Below are 17689 nucleotides of genomic sequence, written 5' to 3'. Positions count from 1 at the left end.
TGACAGCGTTGCTCCCTTGGAAGGTGACCCGGGCTGGTCAGGCGATCCCGAGATCGTTGTCGATCAGGTTGAAGAGGTCGTCGTTGCTTGCCGCGCGCAGCTCCGCCACGCTCAGCGCGGCGTCGGCCCCGTCGCCGCCACGAGCCCGGTCCGACCCGGCGGCGTCGGCCGCGGTCACCGTGCCCAGCAGCACGGTGAGGCGTGCGGTGATGTCCCGGCGCCACTGGTCGTCGGGTGCGCGGCCGGCCAGCGTCGCCTCCAGCCGGTCCAGGTCGGCGAGCGAGGTGAGCCCGCCGCCGGAGCCGCCCGCGGCCGGCGCGGTCTGCGCCCACAGGTGCTCGACGAGCGCCCGTGGGGTCGGGTAGTCGAAGATCAGCGTTGCCGGTAGCCGTAGCCCGGTGCCGGCGTCGAGCCGGTTGCGCAGCTCGACGGCGGTGAGCGAGTCGAACCCGAGCTCGGAGAAACCCCGGTCGACCTCGACGGCGAGGTGCTCGGCGTGCCCGAGCACGCCCGCGACAGCCTGGCGCACCAGCACCTCCAGCCGGGCGCGACGCTCGTCGTCGGTCAGGCCGGCCAGCGGGGCGTCGGCGGTGGAACCGGCCGTGCCCGCCGCCGGGGCCGCACCCCGCCTGCGCGCCGGTACCCGGACGAGGCCGCGCAGCAGCGCGGGCAGCGCCGCCGTGCCCTCGGGCGCCTGCTGGTACAGCCCGCGCAGCGTGGCCAGGTCGAGCCGAGCCGGCACCACGGCCGGCGTGTCGAGCGTGAGCGCGACGTCCAGCAGGGCCAGCCCCTGCTCCGGGGCGAGGGCGGCGAGCCCGGTGCGGGCTATCCGGGACCGTTCGGCCGCGGTGAGAGTCGTGTCCATGCCGTCGCCGGTGGCCCACAGACCCCAGGCCAGGCTGGTGGCGGGACGTCCGGCCGCGCGGCGGTGGTGCGCCAGGGCGTCGAGGTAGGCGTTGGCGGCGGCGTAGTTCGCCTGACCGGCGGTGCCGACGGTGCCGGCCAGCGACGAGTACAGGACGAACGCGGCCAGTGGCTGCTCTCGGGTGGCCTGGTGCAGGTTCCAGGCGGTGTCGATCTTCGCCTTCAGGACGGTGTCGAGCTGGTCCGGGGTCAGGGCGGCCAGCGTGGCGTCCTGCAGCACACCCGCCGTGTGGACGACGGCGGTCAGCGGACGCTCGGCCGGAACGGCGTCGACGAGGGCTCGGGTGGCGACGGGGTCGGTCAGATCAGTGGCGGCGACGTGTGGCTCGGCGCCGAGGCCGGTGAGCTCGGCGATGAGCTCGGCGGCCCCGGGGGCGGCGGCCCCGCGTCGGCTGACCAGCAGCACATGGCGGACGCCGTGGTGGGTGACGAGGTGGCGGGCGGCCAGGGCGCCGAGGGTGCCGGTGCCGCCGGTGACGAGCACCGTCCCCGCGGGGTCCACCGTGCCGGTCGGGTCGGCTGGGCATGTCCCGGCGAGATCACCGGTCGCGCTGGTGGGAGCCGGACCGTCCGCCACGGGCACCCGGGCCAGCCTCGGCACGAGAACCGCGCCATCACGGACAGCGAGCGCGGGCTCGTCGGCGGCCAGAGCCCACCTGACGGCGGCGGCGACGGCGCGCCGTGAGGCGTCCTCGCCGTCGACATCCACCAGCAGGAACCTGCCGGGGTACTCCGCCTGCGCCGAGCGGACCAGCCCCCACAGCGCAGCGTGCGTGAGGTCGACGCCCCCGCCCGCCGGAGCGCCGGCCGGGACGTCCACCGGGACGCCGGTCGAGGCGTCCGCCGGGGCCTCGGTGGCGACCGCGCCGCGGGTGAGCAGGACCAGCCGCGTGGAGGCGAGGCGCTCGTCCTCCAGCCACGCGGTAAGCAGAACCAGAGCGCGGGCGGTCGCCTGCCGTGCGTCCGCCGGGCCGGGGTCGGCCGGCTGGCCGGTGAACGCGGTCAGCACCACCCCGGGTGCCTGCCCGGCGGCACCGAGCGCGGGCAGGTCGGCGTACCGGACGACCTCGGCGCCGGCGGCGCGCACCGCGGCGATCTCGCCCGGCGCGTCCTCGAACGGGGCGTCGCCCGGCCCGACCCAGCCCCATCGCCCGTCGGCCGGGCCTGCCGCGGGGCTGGTCGCCGCGGCCGGCGCCGGCTCCCAGCGCACCTGGTAGAGGTCCTCGTGATGGCGGCGCGCGGCGCCGCCGACCTGCTCGGGGCTGATCGGGCGCAGCCGCAGCGCCTCGACCGCGGCGACGGGCACACCCGCGCCGTCGTACAGCCGGAGCGCCACCGTGACCGTGCCCCCGTCGGCGCCGTCCGCGGCCGCGGCCGCGGCGGTGTCCGGCCGCGGGGTCACCCGGACGCGCAGGACGCCCGATGCCGCCCCGCCCGTCCCGAGCCCCGACACCCCGCCCGTGGCGAGGATCCGCACGCCCTCCCAGGCGAACGGCAGGAAGATCCCGCCGGCACCGGCACCGGCACCTGGCAGCAGGCTGATCGCGTGCAGCGCCGCGTCGAGCAGCGCCGGGTGCAGGACGTGCCCCGAAGCGCCCGGGGCCGTTGCGTCTGTGGTGTACCCGGCCTGCTCGGCTGCCTCGGGAGCCACCTCGGCGACGATGTCGTCGCCGTCCCGCCAGGCGGCCCGCAGGCCCTGGAAGGCCGGGCCGTACTCGTACCCGGCCTCGGCCAGCCGGTCGTAGTGACCGCTGACGTCGATCGCCTCGGCACCGGCCGGCGGCCACGGCCCATGAGCCGGGTCCACGCCGTCCACGCCGTCCACGCCGTCCACGCCGTCGGCGCCGTCTGGACCGGCGGTGATGACGGTGCCGGTGGCGTGCCGGACCCAGCCCGGGTCCTCGCCGGGCTCCGCACCGTCCGGCGCCGTGTGGACGGTGAGCGGCCGGCGGCCGGCCTCGTCCTGTCCGCCCAGGGTCACCTGGATCGTCCGTGTGCCCGGGTGGTGGATGGTGACCGGGGCCGCGAGGGTCAGCTCCGCCAGGACGGAGCCACCCACGTGCGCCGCGGCGTGCAGCGCGAGGTCGACGAGCGCGGCACCGGGCAGCAGGATCGTGCCGGCGATCGCGTGGTCGGCCAGCCACGGTGTCTCGTCGACGGACAGGCGGCCGGTGAAGACGCTCGCGCCGGTCTCGGCGACGTCCACCGTCGCCGCCAGCAGGGGGTGCGCCCCCGGGAGCAGCCCGAGGCCGGTGGCGTCCGTGTCCGCGGCCGGCGGCCCGATCCAGAAGCGCCGGCGCTGGAAGGGGTAGGTCGGCAGGTCGACCGGCCGGTCCGCCGCCTCGGCCACCGGTGGCGTCAGCGCCCGCCAGTCGACCGGATGGCCCTCGACGTGGACCTCGGCGAGCGCGGTGAGCAGGGCAAGCTGCTCGCTGCGGCCCCGGCGCAGCGCCGCGGCCACCCGGGACCGGCGCTCGGCGCCGTCGAGGATCTCCTCGGTGAGGGTCGCGAGTGTCGCGTCCGGCCCGATTTCCAGGAACGTGTCGACGCCGAGGGTGTGGAGGGTCTGGATGCCCTGGTGGAAGCGGACGGTGCCGCGCAGGTGTCGGACCCAGTAGTCGGGGGTGGTGATGTCTGTGGGGTCGGCGAGGGCGCCGGTGAGGTTGGAGACGACGGGGATTTTCGGGGTCTCGTACTGGATGGTCCTGGCGATGGTGGCGAAGTCGTCGAGGAGTGCGTCGGTGTGGGGGGAGTGGAAGGCGCCGGAGACGGTGAGCCGGCGGGTGCGGATGCCCGCCTCGCGGGCGGCCTGCTCGATCTGGTCGATGGCGGCGGCGGAGCCGGACAGGACGGTTGCCCGTGAGCTGTTGGTCGCGGCGACGGAGACCTCGTCCTCGTGCCCGGCGAGGAGCTCCCGGGCCTGTTCCTCGGTGGTGCGCAGGGAGAGCATGGCGCCGTCGGTGGGGAGTTTCTGCATGAGGCTGGCGCGGGCGGTGACGAGTCGGGCGGCGTCGTCGAGGGTGAGGACGCCGGCGAGGTGGGCGGCGGTGAGTTCGCCGAGGGAGTGGCCGGTGAGGTGGTGGGGGTGGACGCCGAGGGAGGTGAGGAGGTGGTGGAGGGCGACTTCGAAGGCGAAGAGGGCGGGTTGGGTGTAGCGGGTCTGGTGGATGAGGGTGGCGAGGTCGGGGTGGGTGTCGGGGCTGGCGGTGAGGACGTCGCGCAGGCTGGGTGGGGTGTCGGTGGCCTGGGGGGTTGTGGTGGGGGTGAGGTGGGTGTCGAGGGCGGTGATCGTCTCGTCGTAGGCGGTGGCGAAGGTGGGGAAGGCGGCGGCGAGTTCACGGCCCATGCCGGGGCGCTGGCTGCCCTGACCGCTGAACAGGAACGCCACCTTTCCCGGAACCGCCCCGGCGGCGTCGGCTCGTTCGCCGACGAGACCGGGCGCCGGCGCGCCCGCGGCGAGCGCCGCCAGGCCGCCGACCAGCTCGTCCCGGTCAGCGCCGACCACCACCGCCCGGTGGTCGAACAGGGCGCGGGCGTGGGTGAGGGCATGAGCGACAGCCGCCGCGGGCGGCCCGTCCACGCCGGCGAGCCGCTGGTGCAGCCGGGCGGCCAGCGCCCGCAGTGCTGCCGGGGTGCGCGCGGAGAGGATCCACGGCGGCGGCACCTCGACCTGCGGCGCGGGGCCAGGAACCTCCGCGCCCGCCGAGGCCGTACCCGCCGCGTCGGCACCTGACGGGTCGGCGCCCGGCTCGGCGTCCGTGCGCGCGGCCGGTGTCGTCCTCGGCTGGTCGGGGGCTTGTTCGAGGATGACGTGGGCGTTGGTGCCGCTGATGCCGAAGGAGGAGATGGCGGCGCGGCGGGGGCGGTCGACGTCGGGCCAGGGTGTGGGTTCGGTGAGGAGTTGGACGTGGCCGGTGGTCCAGTCGACGTGGTGGCTGGGCTGGTCGATGTGCAGGGTGGCGGGCAGGATGCCGTGCTGGATGGCCTGGGCCATTTTGATGATGCCGGCGGCGCCGGCGGCGGCCTGGGTGTGGCCGATGTTCGATTTGACGGAGCCGAGGTAGAGGGGGCGGTCTTCGGGTCGGTTCTGGCCGTAGGTGGCGAGGAGTGCCTGGGCCTCGATGGGATCACCGAGGGTGGTGCCGGTGCCGTGGGCCTCGACGGCGTCGACGTCGGCGGGGTTCAGCCGGGCGTTGGTGAGGGCGGTGCGGATGACGCGTTGCTGGGAGGGCCCGTTGGGGGCGGTGAGGCCGTTGGAGGCACCGTCCTGGTTGACGGCGGAACCGCGGATCACGGCGAGGATCTGGTGGCCGTTGGTGCGGGCGTCGGAGAGTTTCTCCAGGAGCAGCAGGCCGGCGCCTTCGCCCCAGCCGGTGCCGTCGGCGGCGTCGGCGAAGGCCTTGCAGCGGCCGTCGGGCGACAGGCCCCGCTGCCGGCTGAACTCGACGAACACGGCGGGGCTGGCCATGACGGTCACGCCGCCGGCGAGGGCGAGGGTGCACTCGCCGCTGCGCAGGGCCTGGGCGGCGAGGTGCACGGCGACCAGCGACGACGAGCAGGCGGTGTCCACGGTGACGGCGGGGCCCTCGAGGCCGAACGTGTACGCCACCCGGCCCGAGGCGACACTGCCCGCGCTGCCGTTGCCGAGGTACGGCTCGAACTCGGCGGGCACCCGGTTGATCAGCCGAGCGGCGTAGTCGCTGTACATGACGCCGGCGAACACCCCGGTGCGGCTGCCGCGCAGCGATGTCGGGTCGAGCCCGGCCCGTTCGAAGGCCTCCCAGGCGACCTCCAGCAGCAGCCGCTGCTGCGGGTCGGTGGCGGCCGCCTCGCGCGGCGAGATCCCGAAGAACTCGGCGTCGAAGTCGGGCGCGTGGTGCAGGAACCCGCCGTGGCGGGCGTACGACTTCCCGGCAGCCTCCGGGTCCGGGTCGTACAGCCGGTCGACGTTCCAGCCGCGGTCGGTGGGGAAGTCGCTGACGGCGTCGACGCCGCCGGCGACCAGCTGCCACAGCTCCTCCGGGGTGGTGACGTCGCCGGGGTAGCGGCAGGCCATCGCCACGATCGCGATCGGCTCGTCGACGTCGCCGGCCGGCCGGGTGGACGCCGGCGGCGCGTCGGCGTCCTGACCGGGCGCCCCGGCCGGCCCGGCGAGCCGGAGCAGCTCGTCGCGCAGGAACGCGGCCAGCGCCGCGGGGGTGGGGTGGTCGAAGACGAGGGTGGCCGGCAGCCGCAGGCCGGTGCGGGCGCCGAGCTGGTTGCGCAGCTCCACGGAGGCCAGTGAGTCGAACCCGCTCGCCGAGAAGGCCCGGTCAGCCTGCACCGCGCTCGGATCCGGGTGGCCGAGCACCGTGGCGACCGTCGTCCGGACCAGGTCGAGGACGGGTGCCGTGCGCTCCTGCGCCGGCAGCGCGAGCAGCCGCCGGACGAGCTCGTTCGCCGGTCCGTCATCCACCGCGGCCCGCCGGCGCCGCACCGGCGCGGGCGCGATACCCCGCAGCACCGGAACCGGCACCGGCGGCGCCGCTGTGCCGGTCGTCGCCCCGCCGCGCAGCGCGGCCAGGTCGAAGCGGGCGGGTACGAGGAGCGGTTCCGCCCGGGTGAGCGCGGCGTCGAGCAGTGCCAGCCCCAGCGGCGCCGTCAGCGGGAGCAGCCCCGCGCGGCGGATGCGGGTGCGGTCGGTGGCCGTCAGCTCGGCGGTGATGGTGCTGGTGGCCTCCCACAGTCCCCAGGCGAGGCTGGTCGCGGGGCGGCCGAGGGCGTGGCGGTGGTGGGCGAGGGCGTCCAGGTAGGTGTTGGCGGCGGCGTAGTTGGCCTGACCGGGTGTGCCGACGGTGCCGGCCAGGGACGAGTAGAGGACGAAGGCGGCGAGCGGCTGGTCGAGGGTGGCCTGGTGCAGGTTCCAGCTGGTGTCGATCTTGGATGTCAGGACGGTGTCGAGCTGGTCCGCGGTGAGGTTGGCCAGGGTGGCGTCGTGCAGGACGCCGGCGGTGTGCAGGACGGCTGTGAGCGGCCGGTGGGTCGGAATGGTGTCGATGAGTGCCGCGGCCGCGGCCGCGTCGGTCAGGTCGGCCGCCACGATCTGGACGTCGGCGCCGAGCGCGGTGAGGTCGGTGGCGAGGCCGCCCGCGCCGGGGGCGTCGGGGCCGCGGCGGCTGACCAGGAGCAGGTGGCGGATGCCGTGGTGGGTGACGAGGTGGCGGGCGGCGAGGGCGCCGAGGGTGCCGGTGYCGCCGGTGACGAGCACCGTCCCCGCCGGGTCCAGGTGGCGTCCGGGCCGCTCGCCGGCGGGCGCCCGGACCAGTCGGGGCACCAGGACGGCGCCGTCGCGGACCGCGAACTGGTTCTCGCCAGCGGTGACGGCAGCGCCGGTGATCCGCCGCAGCGCGTCGCCCAGCTCCGGGTGGTCCCGCTCCGCGTCATCTTCCGGGGCGGCCTCATCCGAGGTGTTCACCAGGGCCGCGCGCGCTGGCAGGTCGAGCAGCACGAACCGGCCCGGGTACTCGCTCTGGGCGGTGCGCACCAGCCCCCAGCTCGGTGCCTGTGCCGGATCGGCGAGGTCCCCCGCGGCCGCCGCGAGAGCGCCCTCGGTGACGACCAGGACGCGTGTCCCGTCCGGGTCGTCCTCGGCGGCGAGAACGTCCTGGAGCGCCGCCAGCGTCTCCGCGACGCCCGCGCGCACGGCAGCCGGTTCGAGACCGGCGGTCGCCCGCCCGGCGGGCGTCTCGGGATCGGCACCGAACGCCGGGGACGGGCCGATCCCGCCGTGGGCACCTGCGTCGAGGCCGATACCGGCCAGCAGCCCGGCGAGGCGCGTGCTCTGCCGGCCGATGACCAGCCAGCGTCCGGTGCCTGCGTCACTGCCAGCCGCACCGACCCCGGCAGCGGTGGGGCCGTCGGCGGTGAGCTCGTCCCATCGCAGGGTGAACAGCGTCTCCGCGGTGGACGTCGACGAGTCGGCCGCCGCGAGGGCGTCCGGGTGGACCGTCCGTACGGCCAGCGCCCGGACGGAGACGACCGGTGCGCCGGTGCCGTCCGCGACGAGCAGGCTCACCGCGCCACGGCCGGCGTCCGCCGGCGCGGGCGAGAGCCGCACGCGCAGCGCCCGCGGCCCGGGCCCGTGCAGCGTGACCCCGCTCCAGGAGAACGGCAGCCGGAGGCCGTCCGCGGCCTGGGAGGGTTGTCCGGCGCCCGCCGGGCGGTCGACGTCCGGCCGGGATGCCAGCGGGTGCAGCGCCGCGTCGAGCAGCGCGGGATGGACACCGAACGACCCGGCGTCGGCCGGCTCCCCGTCCGGCAGGACGACCTCGGTGAACGTCTCGGCTCCGCGGCGCCAGGCGGCCCGCAGGCCCTGGAAGGCCGGGCCGTAGTCGAGCCCCGTGCCGGCCAGCGCGTCGTACAGGCCGTCCAGGTCCACCGGCTCGGCGGCGGCCGGCGGCCAGCTGCCCGCGAGCTCCGCGAAGCCCGGGTCGAGGGCACCCGCGCCGCCGTCCGTCACCTGGTCGTGCCCCCCGGACTCGGCCGCGGTGAGGACGGCGGTGGCGTGCAGGCGCCACCCCGGCCGGTCGGTCCCGTCCCCGCCGGCGGCACCGGCACCGGCACCGGCACCGGCCGCCGGGCGGCTGTGCACGGTGAGCGCCCGCGCCCCCGCCGGGTCGGCGCCGCCGATCTCGATCTGGACGTCCAGGGTGCCCTCGCCGTGCAGCGCCAGCGGCTCGCGCAGCGTCAGCTCCTCCACCCGAGGGGTGTCCGTATGGCCGGCGGCGTGCAGGACGAGGTCGAGCAGGCCGGTGCCCGGCATCAGCACCCTGCCGGCGACGACGTGGTCGGCCAGCCAGGGGTGGGCGGCCGTGGACAGCCGGCCGGTGAGGACCACCCGGTCGCCGTCCGCGAGCGGTACCACCGCGCCGAGCAGCGGGTGCGCCACCGGCGTGAGCCCGAGCTCGGACGCCCCCGCCGCGGCGCCGGCACCGGCGGGCAGCCAGTAGGTCCGGCGCTGGAACGGGTAGGTCGGCAGGGCGGCGGCGACCCTGGCGGCCTCGCGAGCGGTGGGTCCGGTGCGTCCGGTGCCCGGGTCGGGCAGTACGGCGCGCCAGTCCACGGCGTGGCCGTGCACGTGGAGCGCGGCCAGCGCGGCCAGCAGTGTCTCGGCACCGTCGCGGCCGCGGCGCAGCGCCGGCACGGCGAGGGGCGCGGYGGCCGCGACAGGCTCCGTGTCCCCGCCCCCGGCACCATCCGGGCGACCCTGCGCGCTCGCCGCGTCGTCGGCGAGGCTGGCCTGGGCGAGTCCGGTGAGGGTGCTGTCCGGCCCCAGCTCCAGCCAGGTCGTGACACCGAGGTCGCGCAGCGCGCGGACGCCCTGGTGGAAGCGGACGGCGTCGCGGACATGCCGGACCCAGTACCCGGGTGTGCTGATCTCGGCCGGGTCGGCCGGAGCGCCGGTCAGGTTCGAGATGACCGGGATGGCCGGCTCGGCGTAGCTCAGGGTGGCGGCGAACGCGGCGAAGTCGTCGAGCATGCCGTCCATGTGCGGTGAGTGGAAGGCGTGGCTGACCGTCAGCTCGCGGGTGCGCCGCCCCTGCTCGGCGAGCCGGGCGGCGACCCGCCGGGTGGCCTCCGCGTCCCCGGAGATCACGGTGGCGGACGGGCCGTTGACCGCCGCGACGCCCACGTCCGCGCCGGGGGCGAGGTCGGCGAGAACCGCCAGCACCTCGGGCTCCGGTGCGGCTACGGAGATCATCGCTCCGCCGGCCGGGAGGTCCTGCATCAGGCGGGCGCGGGCGGCGACCAGCCGGGCCGCGTCGTCGAGGGTGAGCACTCCGGCGACATGCGCCGCGGTCAGCTCGCCGATCGAGTGGCCGATCAGATGGTCCGCGACGATCCCGGCGGAGCGCACCAGCTCGTGCAGCGCCACCTCGAAGGCGAACAGGCCGGTCTGCGCGAAGACGGTCTGGTGGATCAGGGCGGCCGTCTCCGGCTCGGCCTGCGGGTCGGCATGCAGGACGTCCCGCAGCGCCGGCCAGACCGCGCCGGCCGCCGCGCCGGTCCCGCCTGGCGGGGCTGACGGGGTGCCTGGCGGAGTACTCCGTGCGGGGATGGCCGCGAGCGCGTCGTCGAGACGCGCGGTGACCGTGTCCAGCGCCGTCGCGAACCGGGGATACGCCGCGTACAGCTCGCGGATCATCCCCGGCCGCTGGCTGCCCTGGCCGGTGAACAGGAACGCCGTCCGGCCGGTGCCGGCGGCGGGGACGGTTCCGCGTGCCAGCGCTGTGTCCGTGTCTCCCCGGGCCAGCGCGTCCAGCGCGCGCCGCAGGGTGGTCTCGTCCGAGCCGAGGAGCACCGCCCGCTCCTCGAGGGTGGCCCGGGCGGTCGCCAGCGCAGATCCGATGGCCGTCAGGTCGACGCCGCCACGGCCGTCGAGGAAGGCCTGGAGGCGACGCGCCTGCTCTGCGAGCGCCTGCGCCGAGCGTGCCGACAGCAGCCACGCGAGCGGCCCGCCGGTCACGCCGGCTGCCGGCGGTGCCGCGGGGTCGGATCGCTCCGCGGCGCGGGGCTCGACGGCGGCCGGCATCGGCGCCCCGGCCGCCGCCGGCTCCTCGCCCGGCTGGTCGGGGGCCTGTTCGAGGATGACGTGGGCGTTGGTGCCGCTGATGCCGAAGGAGGAGACGGCAGCGCGGCGGGCTCGGTGGACGTCGGGCCAGGGTGTGGTTCCGGTGAGGAGCTGGACGTGGCCGCTGGTCCAGTCGACGTGGTGGCTGGGCTGGTCGACGTGCAGGGTTGCCGGCAGGACGCCGTGGTGCAGCGCGCCGATCATCTTGATGAGGCCGGCGGCGCCGGCGGCGGCCTGGGTGTGGCCGATGTTCGACTTGACGGAGCCCAGGTAGAGCGGCCGGTCGTCCGGTCGGTTCTGGCCGTAGGTCCGCAGCAGTGCCTGGGCCTCGATGGGGTCGCCGAGGGTGGTGCCGGTGCCGTGGGCCTCCACGGCATCCACGTCGGACGGGCTCAGCCCGGCGTTGGTGAGGGCGGTGCGGATCAGGCGCTGCTGGGAGGGGCCGTTGGGCGCGGTGAGGCCGTTGGAGGCGCCGTCCTGGTTGACGGCGGAGCCGCGCACCACCGCGAGGATCTGGTGGCCGTTCGCGCGGGCGTCGGAGAGTTTCTCCAGGAGCAGCAGGCCGGCGCCCTCACCCCAGCCGGTGCCGTCGGCGGCGTCGGCGAAGGCCTTGCAGCGGCCGTCGGGCGACAGACCCCGCTGCCGGCTGAACTCCGTGAAGATCCCCGGACTGCCGATCACGGTGACGCCGCCGGCCAGCGCCAGTGTGCACTCGCCGTTGCGCAGGGYCTGGGCGGCGAGGTGCACGGCGACCAGCGACGACGAGCAGGCGGTGTCGATCGTGACCGCCGGGCCCTCCAGCCCGAACGTGTAGGAGACCCGGCCCGAGGCGACGCTCGTCGTGCTGCCGGCGAGGAAGTAGCCCTCGTAGCCGGCGGGCATGGCGAGAGCGCGCGGGCCGTAGTCCTGCGAGATGACGCCGGCGAACACGCCGGTGCGGCTGCCGCGCAGCGACGTCGGGTCGATCCCGGCGCGTTCGAAGGTCTCCCAGGCGACCTCCAGCAGCAGCCGCTGCTGCGGGTCGGTGGCGGCCGCCTCGCGCGGCGAGATGCCGAAGAACTCGGCGTCGAAGTCACCGGCGTCGTGCAGGAACCCGCCCTCCCGGGCGTAGGTCCGCAGCGGCAGGCCGGGCTCCGGGTCGTACAGGCCGTCGAGGTCCCAGCCGCGGTTGGTCGGGAACCCGGTGATCGCGTCCCGGCCGGAGACCAGCAGGTCCCACAGGTCCTCGGGCGAAGCCACCCCGCCCGGGAACCGGCAGCCGATGGCGACGACGGCGATCGGCTCGTCCGCGTCGCCGGCGGCACGGGACGTCGTCCGTGCCCCGGCGGCCGCTCCCGGCTCCGACCCGGCCCGGCTGGCCAGTCCGTCCAGCTCGGACCGCAGGAAACCGGCGAGGGCGGCGGGAGTCGGGTAGTCGAAGACCAGGGTCGCCGGCAGTGCCAGCGAGGTCTGCGCACCGAGCCGGTTGCGCAGCTCCACCGCGGCGAGCGAGTCGAACCCGAGACTGCTGAACGCCCGGTCCGGCGCGACCGCGTCCCCGCTCGCGTGGTTGAGGATCGCCGCGACCGCGACCCGGACCAGATCGAGCAGGATGCGGTCGCGCTCCGCGTCGTTCGCCGCGGCGAGCCGGCGGGCCAGTGCGCCGTCCCGGCGGCGGGAGCCGCGGCGCGCGGCGGCGGCCGGGACGAGGGAGCGCAGGATCGCCGGGAACGGCTCGCCCGACGCCTCGCCGCCGCGGGCCCGGGCGGCCAGCGCCGGCAGGTCGAGCCCGGCCGGGACAAGTGTGGCGTGGCCGCTGGCGAGCGCGGCGTCGAGGAGCGCCAGGCCCTCGTCGACACTGATCGGCACCACGCCGTAGCGGCTGATCCTCGACCGGTCCACCGTGCTCAGCGCGGCGTCCATCCCGTCGCCGGTGTCCCACAGGCCCCAGGCGAGGCTGGTGGCGGGGCGGCCGAGGGCGTGGCGGTGGTGGGCGAGCGCGTCGAGGTAGGTGTTGGCGGCGGCGTAGTTGGCCTGGCCGGCGGTGCCGAGCGTCCCGGCGAGGGACGAGTACAGGACGAACGCGGCCAGCGGCTGGTCGAGGGTGGCCTGGTGCAGGTTCCAGGCCGCGTCGATCTTCGGCTGGAGGACGGTGTGCAGCTGGGCCGGTGTCAGGGCCACCAGCGTGGCGTCGTCCAGCACGCCCGCGGTGTGGACGACCGCGGTGAGCGGGTGCGCGGCGGGAACGTCCGCGACCAGCTGCCGGGCGGCGTCCTGGTCGGTGAGGTCCGCGGCGATGATCCGGACGTCGGCGCCCAGCGCGGTGAGCTCTGCGGCGAGGTCGTCCGCACCGGGCGCGGCCGGGCCGCGGCGGCTGACGAGCACGAGGCGGCGGGCCCCGTGGTGGGTGACGAGGTGGCGGGCCGTGAGGGCGCCGAGGGTGCCGGTGCCGCCGGTGATCAGCACCGTCCCCGCCGGGTCCAGCCCGGCTCCGGCCGGATCGCTCGGCACCGGGCCGGCCGCGGCCGTGACCGTGACCAGCCGGGGCACGAGCACGCCGCCGCCGCGGATCGCGAGCTGCGGCTCGCCCGCGCCGAGCCCGTGTGCCAGGGCTGCGTACACGGAGTCGTCGGAGATGGCGGCTTCCGCTGCGGCGTCGTCCGCGGCCGTCGGTGAGCCGTCCAGGTCCAGCAGGACGAACCGGCCGGGATGTTCCGCCTGCGCCGAGCGGACCAGCCCCCACAGCGGCGCGTGTGTCAGATCGGCCCCGGCAGCCGGAACGGCGCCAGGCGCGGCCTGGCGGGTGACGACGACCAGCCGAGCGGCGGTGAGCCGCTCGTCGGCCAGCCACTCCTGCACCAGCTCCAGCGCGCGCTCGGCCGCCAGGCGCGCCGCCTGCGGGCCGTCGTCGGCCGCGTCGTCGGCAGGGCCGTCGACGAAGCCGGCGACCACCTGGCCGGGTGCCGCCGCGCCATCCGTGAGCGCCTCCCGCAGCGCGGCGAGGTCCCGGTAGCCGGTGACGGGGTGGCGCCAGGCACCCGCGCCGGCGGTCAGCCCCAGCACGTCGGCGCCGAGCACCGCCCACGGCCCGGTCTCGGTGGACGTCCGCTCCGCCTCGCCCGGGGTGGGCAGGGAGACCCAGTCCGTCCGGAACAGCGGGCGGCTGCCGGCCGCGGGGGCCCGCAGCGCGTCCGCGGCGAACGGCGCGACCGTCAGCCTGTCGGCTGCGGCGACCGGCGAGCCGGCGGCGTCCTGGATCGTCAGCGCGTAGCTCCGCGCGCCGATGGCAGACGCAGGGGTCGTCGTGGTGGTCGTCGTGGTGGACGTCGTGGAGCCGGTGGGCGCCGCGTCCGCCGGGGTCCCGGCCTCGTCGGAGTCCTCAAGGCGGCGCAGCCGGACCCGCAGGGTGTCCGCTCCGGACGCGACCAGGCGCACGCCGGTCAGCGCCACGAGATCACCCGCCCGGTCGAGGCCGGTCAGCAGTGGGTGGAGCACGGTGTCCAGCAGCGTGGGGTGCAGGCCGTACCCGGCCGTCGGATCACCGTCGGGAGCATCGGTCTCCGTCTCCTGGACGGTGCCGATCTCCGCGTACCAGGTGTCCGCGTTCGCCCACGCCGCCCGCAGGCCGCCGAACGAGGCCCCCAGGCCGTAGCCGAGGGCGGCGAGCCGCTCGTACAGCTCGTCCACGTCGACGGCGGCAGCGTCGGACGGCGGCCAGACCAGCGCGTCGCCGGCCTCCCCGGTGGTGTCGCCGGCCGCGGAGACGGTGACCGCCGTCGCGTGGGTCCGCCAGCCCGGCGTGGCGATGTCCTCGCTCCCCTCCGGGGTCGCCGGGCGGCTGTGCAGGCGGACCACGCGCCGGCCGGACTCGTCCGGATGGGCGAGGCTCACCTGAAGGTCCACCGACCCGTCGGGCGGCAGCACGAGCGGCGCCTCGGCGGCGAACGACTCCAGCCGGGCCGCGGCGGCGGTGCCGGCGCCCGTGACGTGCAGGGCCAGGTCGACCAGGGCCGCCGCCGGCACCGTGACGACCCCGCCCACCACGTGGTCGGCGAGCCAGGGCTGCTCGCCGGCGGAGAGCCGGCCGGTGAACAGGACACCGTCGGTGTCGGCGAGCGTCGTGGTCGCGCCGAGCAGCGGATGGCCGGCGGCCCGCAGGCCGAGCCGGGCCACGTCGCCGCCGTCCGCCGGAGCGTCCAGCCAGTAGCGGCGGTGCTGGAAGGCGTAGGTCGGCAGCTCGAACTCGGCCCCGGCGCGGCCGGCGAACAACGGTGTCAGATCCACCCGGTCGCCACGGACGTGCAACTGCGCCAGCGCGGTGACCACGCCCGTCGCCTCGTCCCGGCCGCGGCGTGCGGTCGCGACAAGGTGCGGATCGGCACCGATGCTGCCTGCCGGTGCGGTGCTGCCTGCCGGTGCGACGCCGCCGCCCGCTGCCGTGCTCTCTGCCGGGGTGGCGGTGCGCCCCAGGACGCCGCGGTGCTCCAGGGTGGCGCGGGTCAGGCTCGTGAGCGTGGCGTCCGGCCCGAGCTCGAGGAAGGTCGTGACGCCGAGGCCGTGGAGTGTCTCGATGCCCTGGTGGAACCGCACGGCCTGGCGGATGTGGCGCACCCAGTACGCCGGGGTCGCGATCTCCGCCGGCACCGCGAGCACACCCGTCAGGTTGGAGACGACGGGAGTGGTCGGCGCCGTGTAGTCGACCGTCGCCGCGATGGCCGCGAAGGCGTCCAGGACGGCATCGGTGTGCGGGGAGTGGAACGCGCCGGAGACCGTCAGCCGGCGGGTCCGCCCGCCGCGGTCCCGCCACGCCTGCTCGACGGCGGCCAGGGCGTCGGCGTCACCGGAGACGACGGTGGACGTCGGTGTGTTCGTCGCGGCGATCGCGAGCCGGTCGGCGTGGCCGGTCAGCAACGCGGCGACGTCGGGCTCGGCGCCGTCGAACGAGGCCATCGCGCCGCCGGCGGGCAGCGTCTGCATGAGCCGGGCGCGGGCGGCGACCAGGCGCGCGGCGTCGTCGAGGGTGAACACGCCGGCCAGATGGGCGGCGGTGATCTCTCCCAGGGAGTGGCCGGCGAGGTAGTCGGCCCGCACGCCGTGCGCGGTCACCAGCCGGTACAGGGCCACCTCGAACGCGAACAGCGCCGGTTGCGTGTAGAGCGTCTGGTGGACGAGCGCGGCGGTGTCGCCGTCAGGGGCGGCGGTCAGCACCTCGCTCAGCGAGGGCTGGGCCGCGTCGGCCCGGCCCGGCCCCTGCCCCAGGTGTGCGTCGAGGGCGGCGATCGCGGCGCCGAACGCCTCGGCGAAGACGGGGAACGCGGCGGCCAGCTGGCGGCCCATCCCCGGGCGCTGGCTGCCCTGGCCGGTGAACAGCAGCGCTGTCTTTCCCGGCCGGCGGACGGTTCCCGCCACAGCGCCGGGGCCGCCCACAGCGCCGGGGCCACCCACCGCGGCGGCCTGTGCACCGTCGGCGGGTTGGTCCGCATCGCCGGCGAAGGCGCGCAGCCGGTCGAGAGCCGCGCCGAGGTCGTCCGCGACGATCACGGCCCGGTGGTCCAGCTGGGCACGTGAGGTGGCCAGCGCGAACCCCACATCCCGGGCATCCACCACGTCCCCGGCCGCTCCGAGGTCGGCGAGGCGGGTGGCCAGCGCGGCGGCCTGCGCGCCGAGCGCCTGCGGGGTGCGGGCGGACAGCGGCCACACCACGGGGCCGGCGCTGCCGGCGCCGCCGTGCACGCTGTGCGCGCCGGCGCCTCCGCTCACGTCGGTGGCGCCGTCCTCCTCCACCGGCGCGGGGGCCTGCTCGACGATGACATGGGCGTTGGTGCCGCTGATGCCGAAGGCGGAGACGGCGGCGCGGCGGGGCCGGTCGACGTCGGGCCAGGGCCGGGCGTCGGTGAGCAGGCGGACGTGGCCGGCGGTCCAGTCGACGTGGCTGCTGGGCTGGTCGACGTGCAGGGTGGCGGGCAGGACTCCGTGCTCGAGGGCCTGGACCATCTTGATGATGCCCGCGACGCCCGCCGCCGCCTGCGAGTGGCCGATGTTCGACTTGACCGAGCCGAGGTAGAGCGGCCGGTCGTCCGGTCGCTCCTGCCCGTAGGCGGCGAGCAGGGCATGCGCCTCGATCGGGTCGCCGAGGGTGGTGCCGGTGCCGTGCGCCTCCACCGCGTCGACGTCCGCCGGGCCGAGCCGGGCGGAGGCGAGCGCGGCCCGGATGACCCGCTGCTGGGACGGGCCGTTCGGGGCGGTGAGCTGGCTGGAGGCGCCGTCCTGGTTGACCGCGGAGCCGCGCAGGACGCCGAGGATGCGGTGGCCGTTCGCACGGGCGTCGGAGAGCTTCTCCAGGAGCAGCAGGCCGGCGCCCTCACCCCAGCCGGTGCCGTCGGCGGAGTCCGCGAAGGCCTTGCAGCGGCCGTCGGGGGACAGGCCGCGCTGGCGGCTGAACTCGACGAACACGGCCGGGCTCGCGAGAACCGTCACCCCGCCGGCGAGCGCCAGCGAGCACTCCCCGGCCCGCAGTGCCTGCATGGCCAGGTGGACGGCGACCAGCGACGACGAGCACGCGGTGTCGACGGTGACCGCGGGTCCTTCCAGGCCGAGGCTGTAGGAGACCCGGCCGGAGGCGACGCTGCCCGCGCTCCCGCTGCCGATGTACCCCTCGAACCCGCTGGGAGCGCGGTGCAGCAGCCGGCCGCCGTAGTCGCCGTACATGACTCCGGCGAACACCCCGGTGCGGCTGCCGCGTAGCGCGACCGGGTCGATGCCGGCGCGTTCGAGGGTCTCCCAGGCGATCTCCAGCAGCAGCCGCTGCTGCGGGTCGGTGGCGGCGGCCTCGCGCGGCGACATTCCGAAGAACTCGGCGTCGAAGTCCGCCGCACTCTCCAGGAAGCCACCGGTCCGCGCGTAGGACGTCCCGGTGTGGTCGGGGTCCGGGTGGTAAAGCGTGTCGACGTCCCAGCCACGGTCGGTCGGGAACGGGCTGATCGCATCGGTTCCGGTCGTCACCAGCCGCCACAGGTCCTCGGGTGAGCGCACCCCGCCCGGGTAGCGGCAGGCCATCCCGACGATCGCCACGGGCTCGACCTGCCCGGCCTCGACCTCCTGAAGGCGCTGCCGGGTGCGGGCGAGGTCCGCGGTGACCTTCTTCAGGAAGTCCCGCAGTTTCGCTTCGTTCGCCAC

At 76.4% G+C, this 17689-nt stretch carries 1 protein-coding gene; it reads right to left on the bottom strand.

Features of this window, described 5'->3' with window-relative positions:
* Positions 1 to 37: 37 nt before the first annotated feature.
* The gene (locus tag CC117_RS39030; protein ID WP_071084461.1) at positions 38 to 17689 is read right to left on the bottom strand and encodes a type I polyketide synthase; all 17652 of its coding nucleotides are present in this window, start codon (positions 17687 to 17689) and stop codon (positions 38 to 40) included.

It is taken from the genome of Parafrankia colletiae (genome assembly GCF_001854655.1).
Classification (GTDB): domain Bacteria; phylum Actinomycetota; class Actinomycetes; order Frankiales; family Frankiaceae; genus Parafrankia; species Parafrankia colletiae.
Note: the sequence above shows the minus strand (reverse complement) of the source record. Positions and strands in the feature narration are given on the sequence as shown.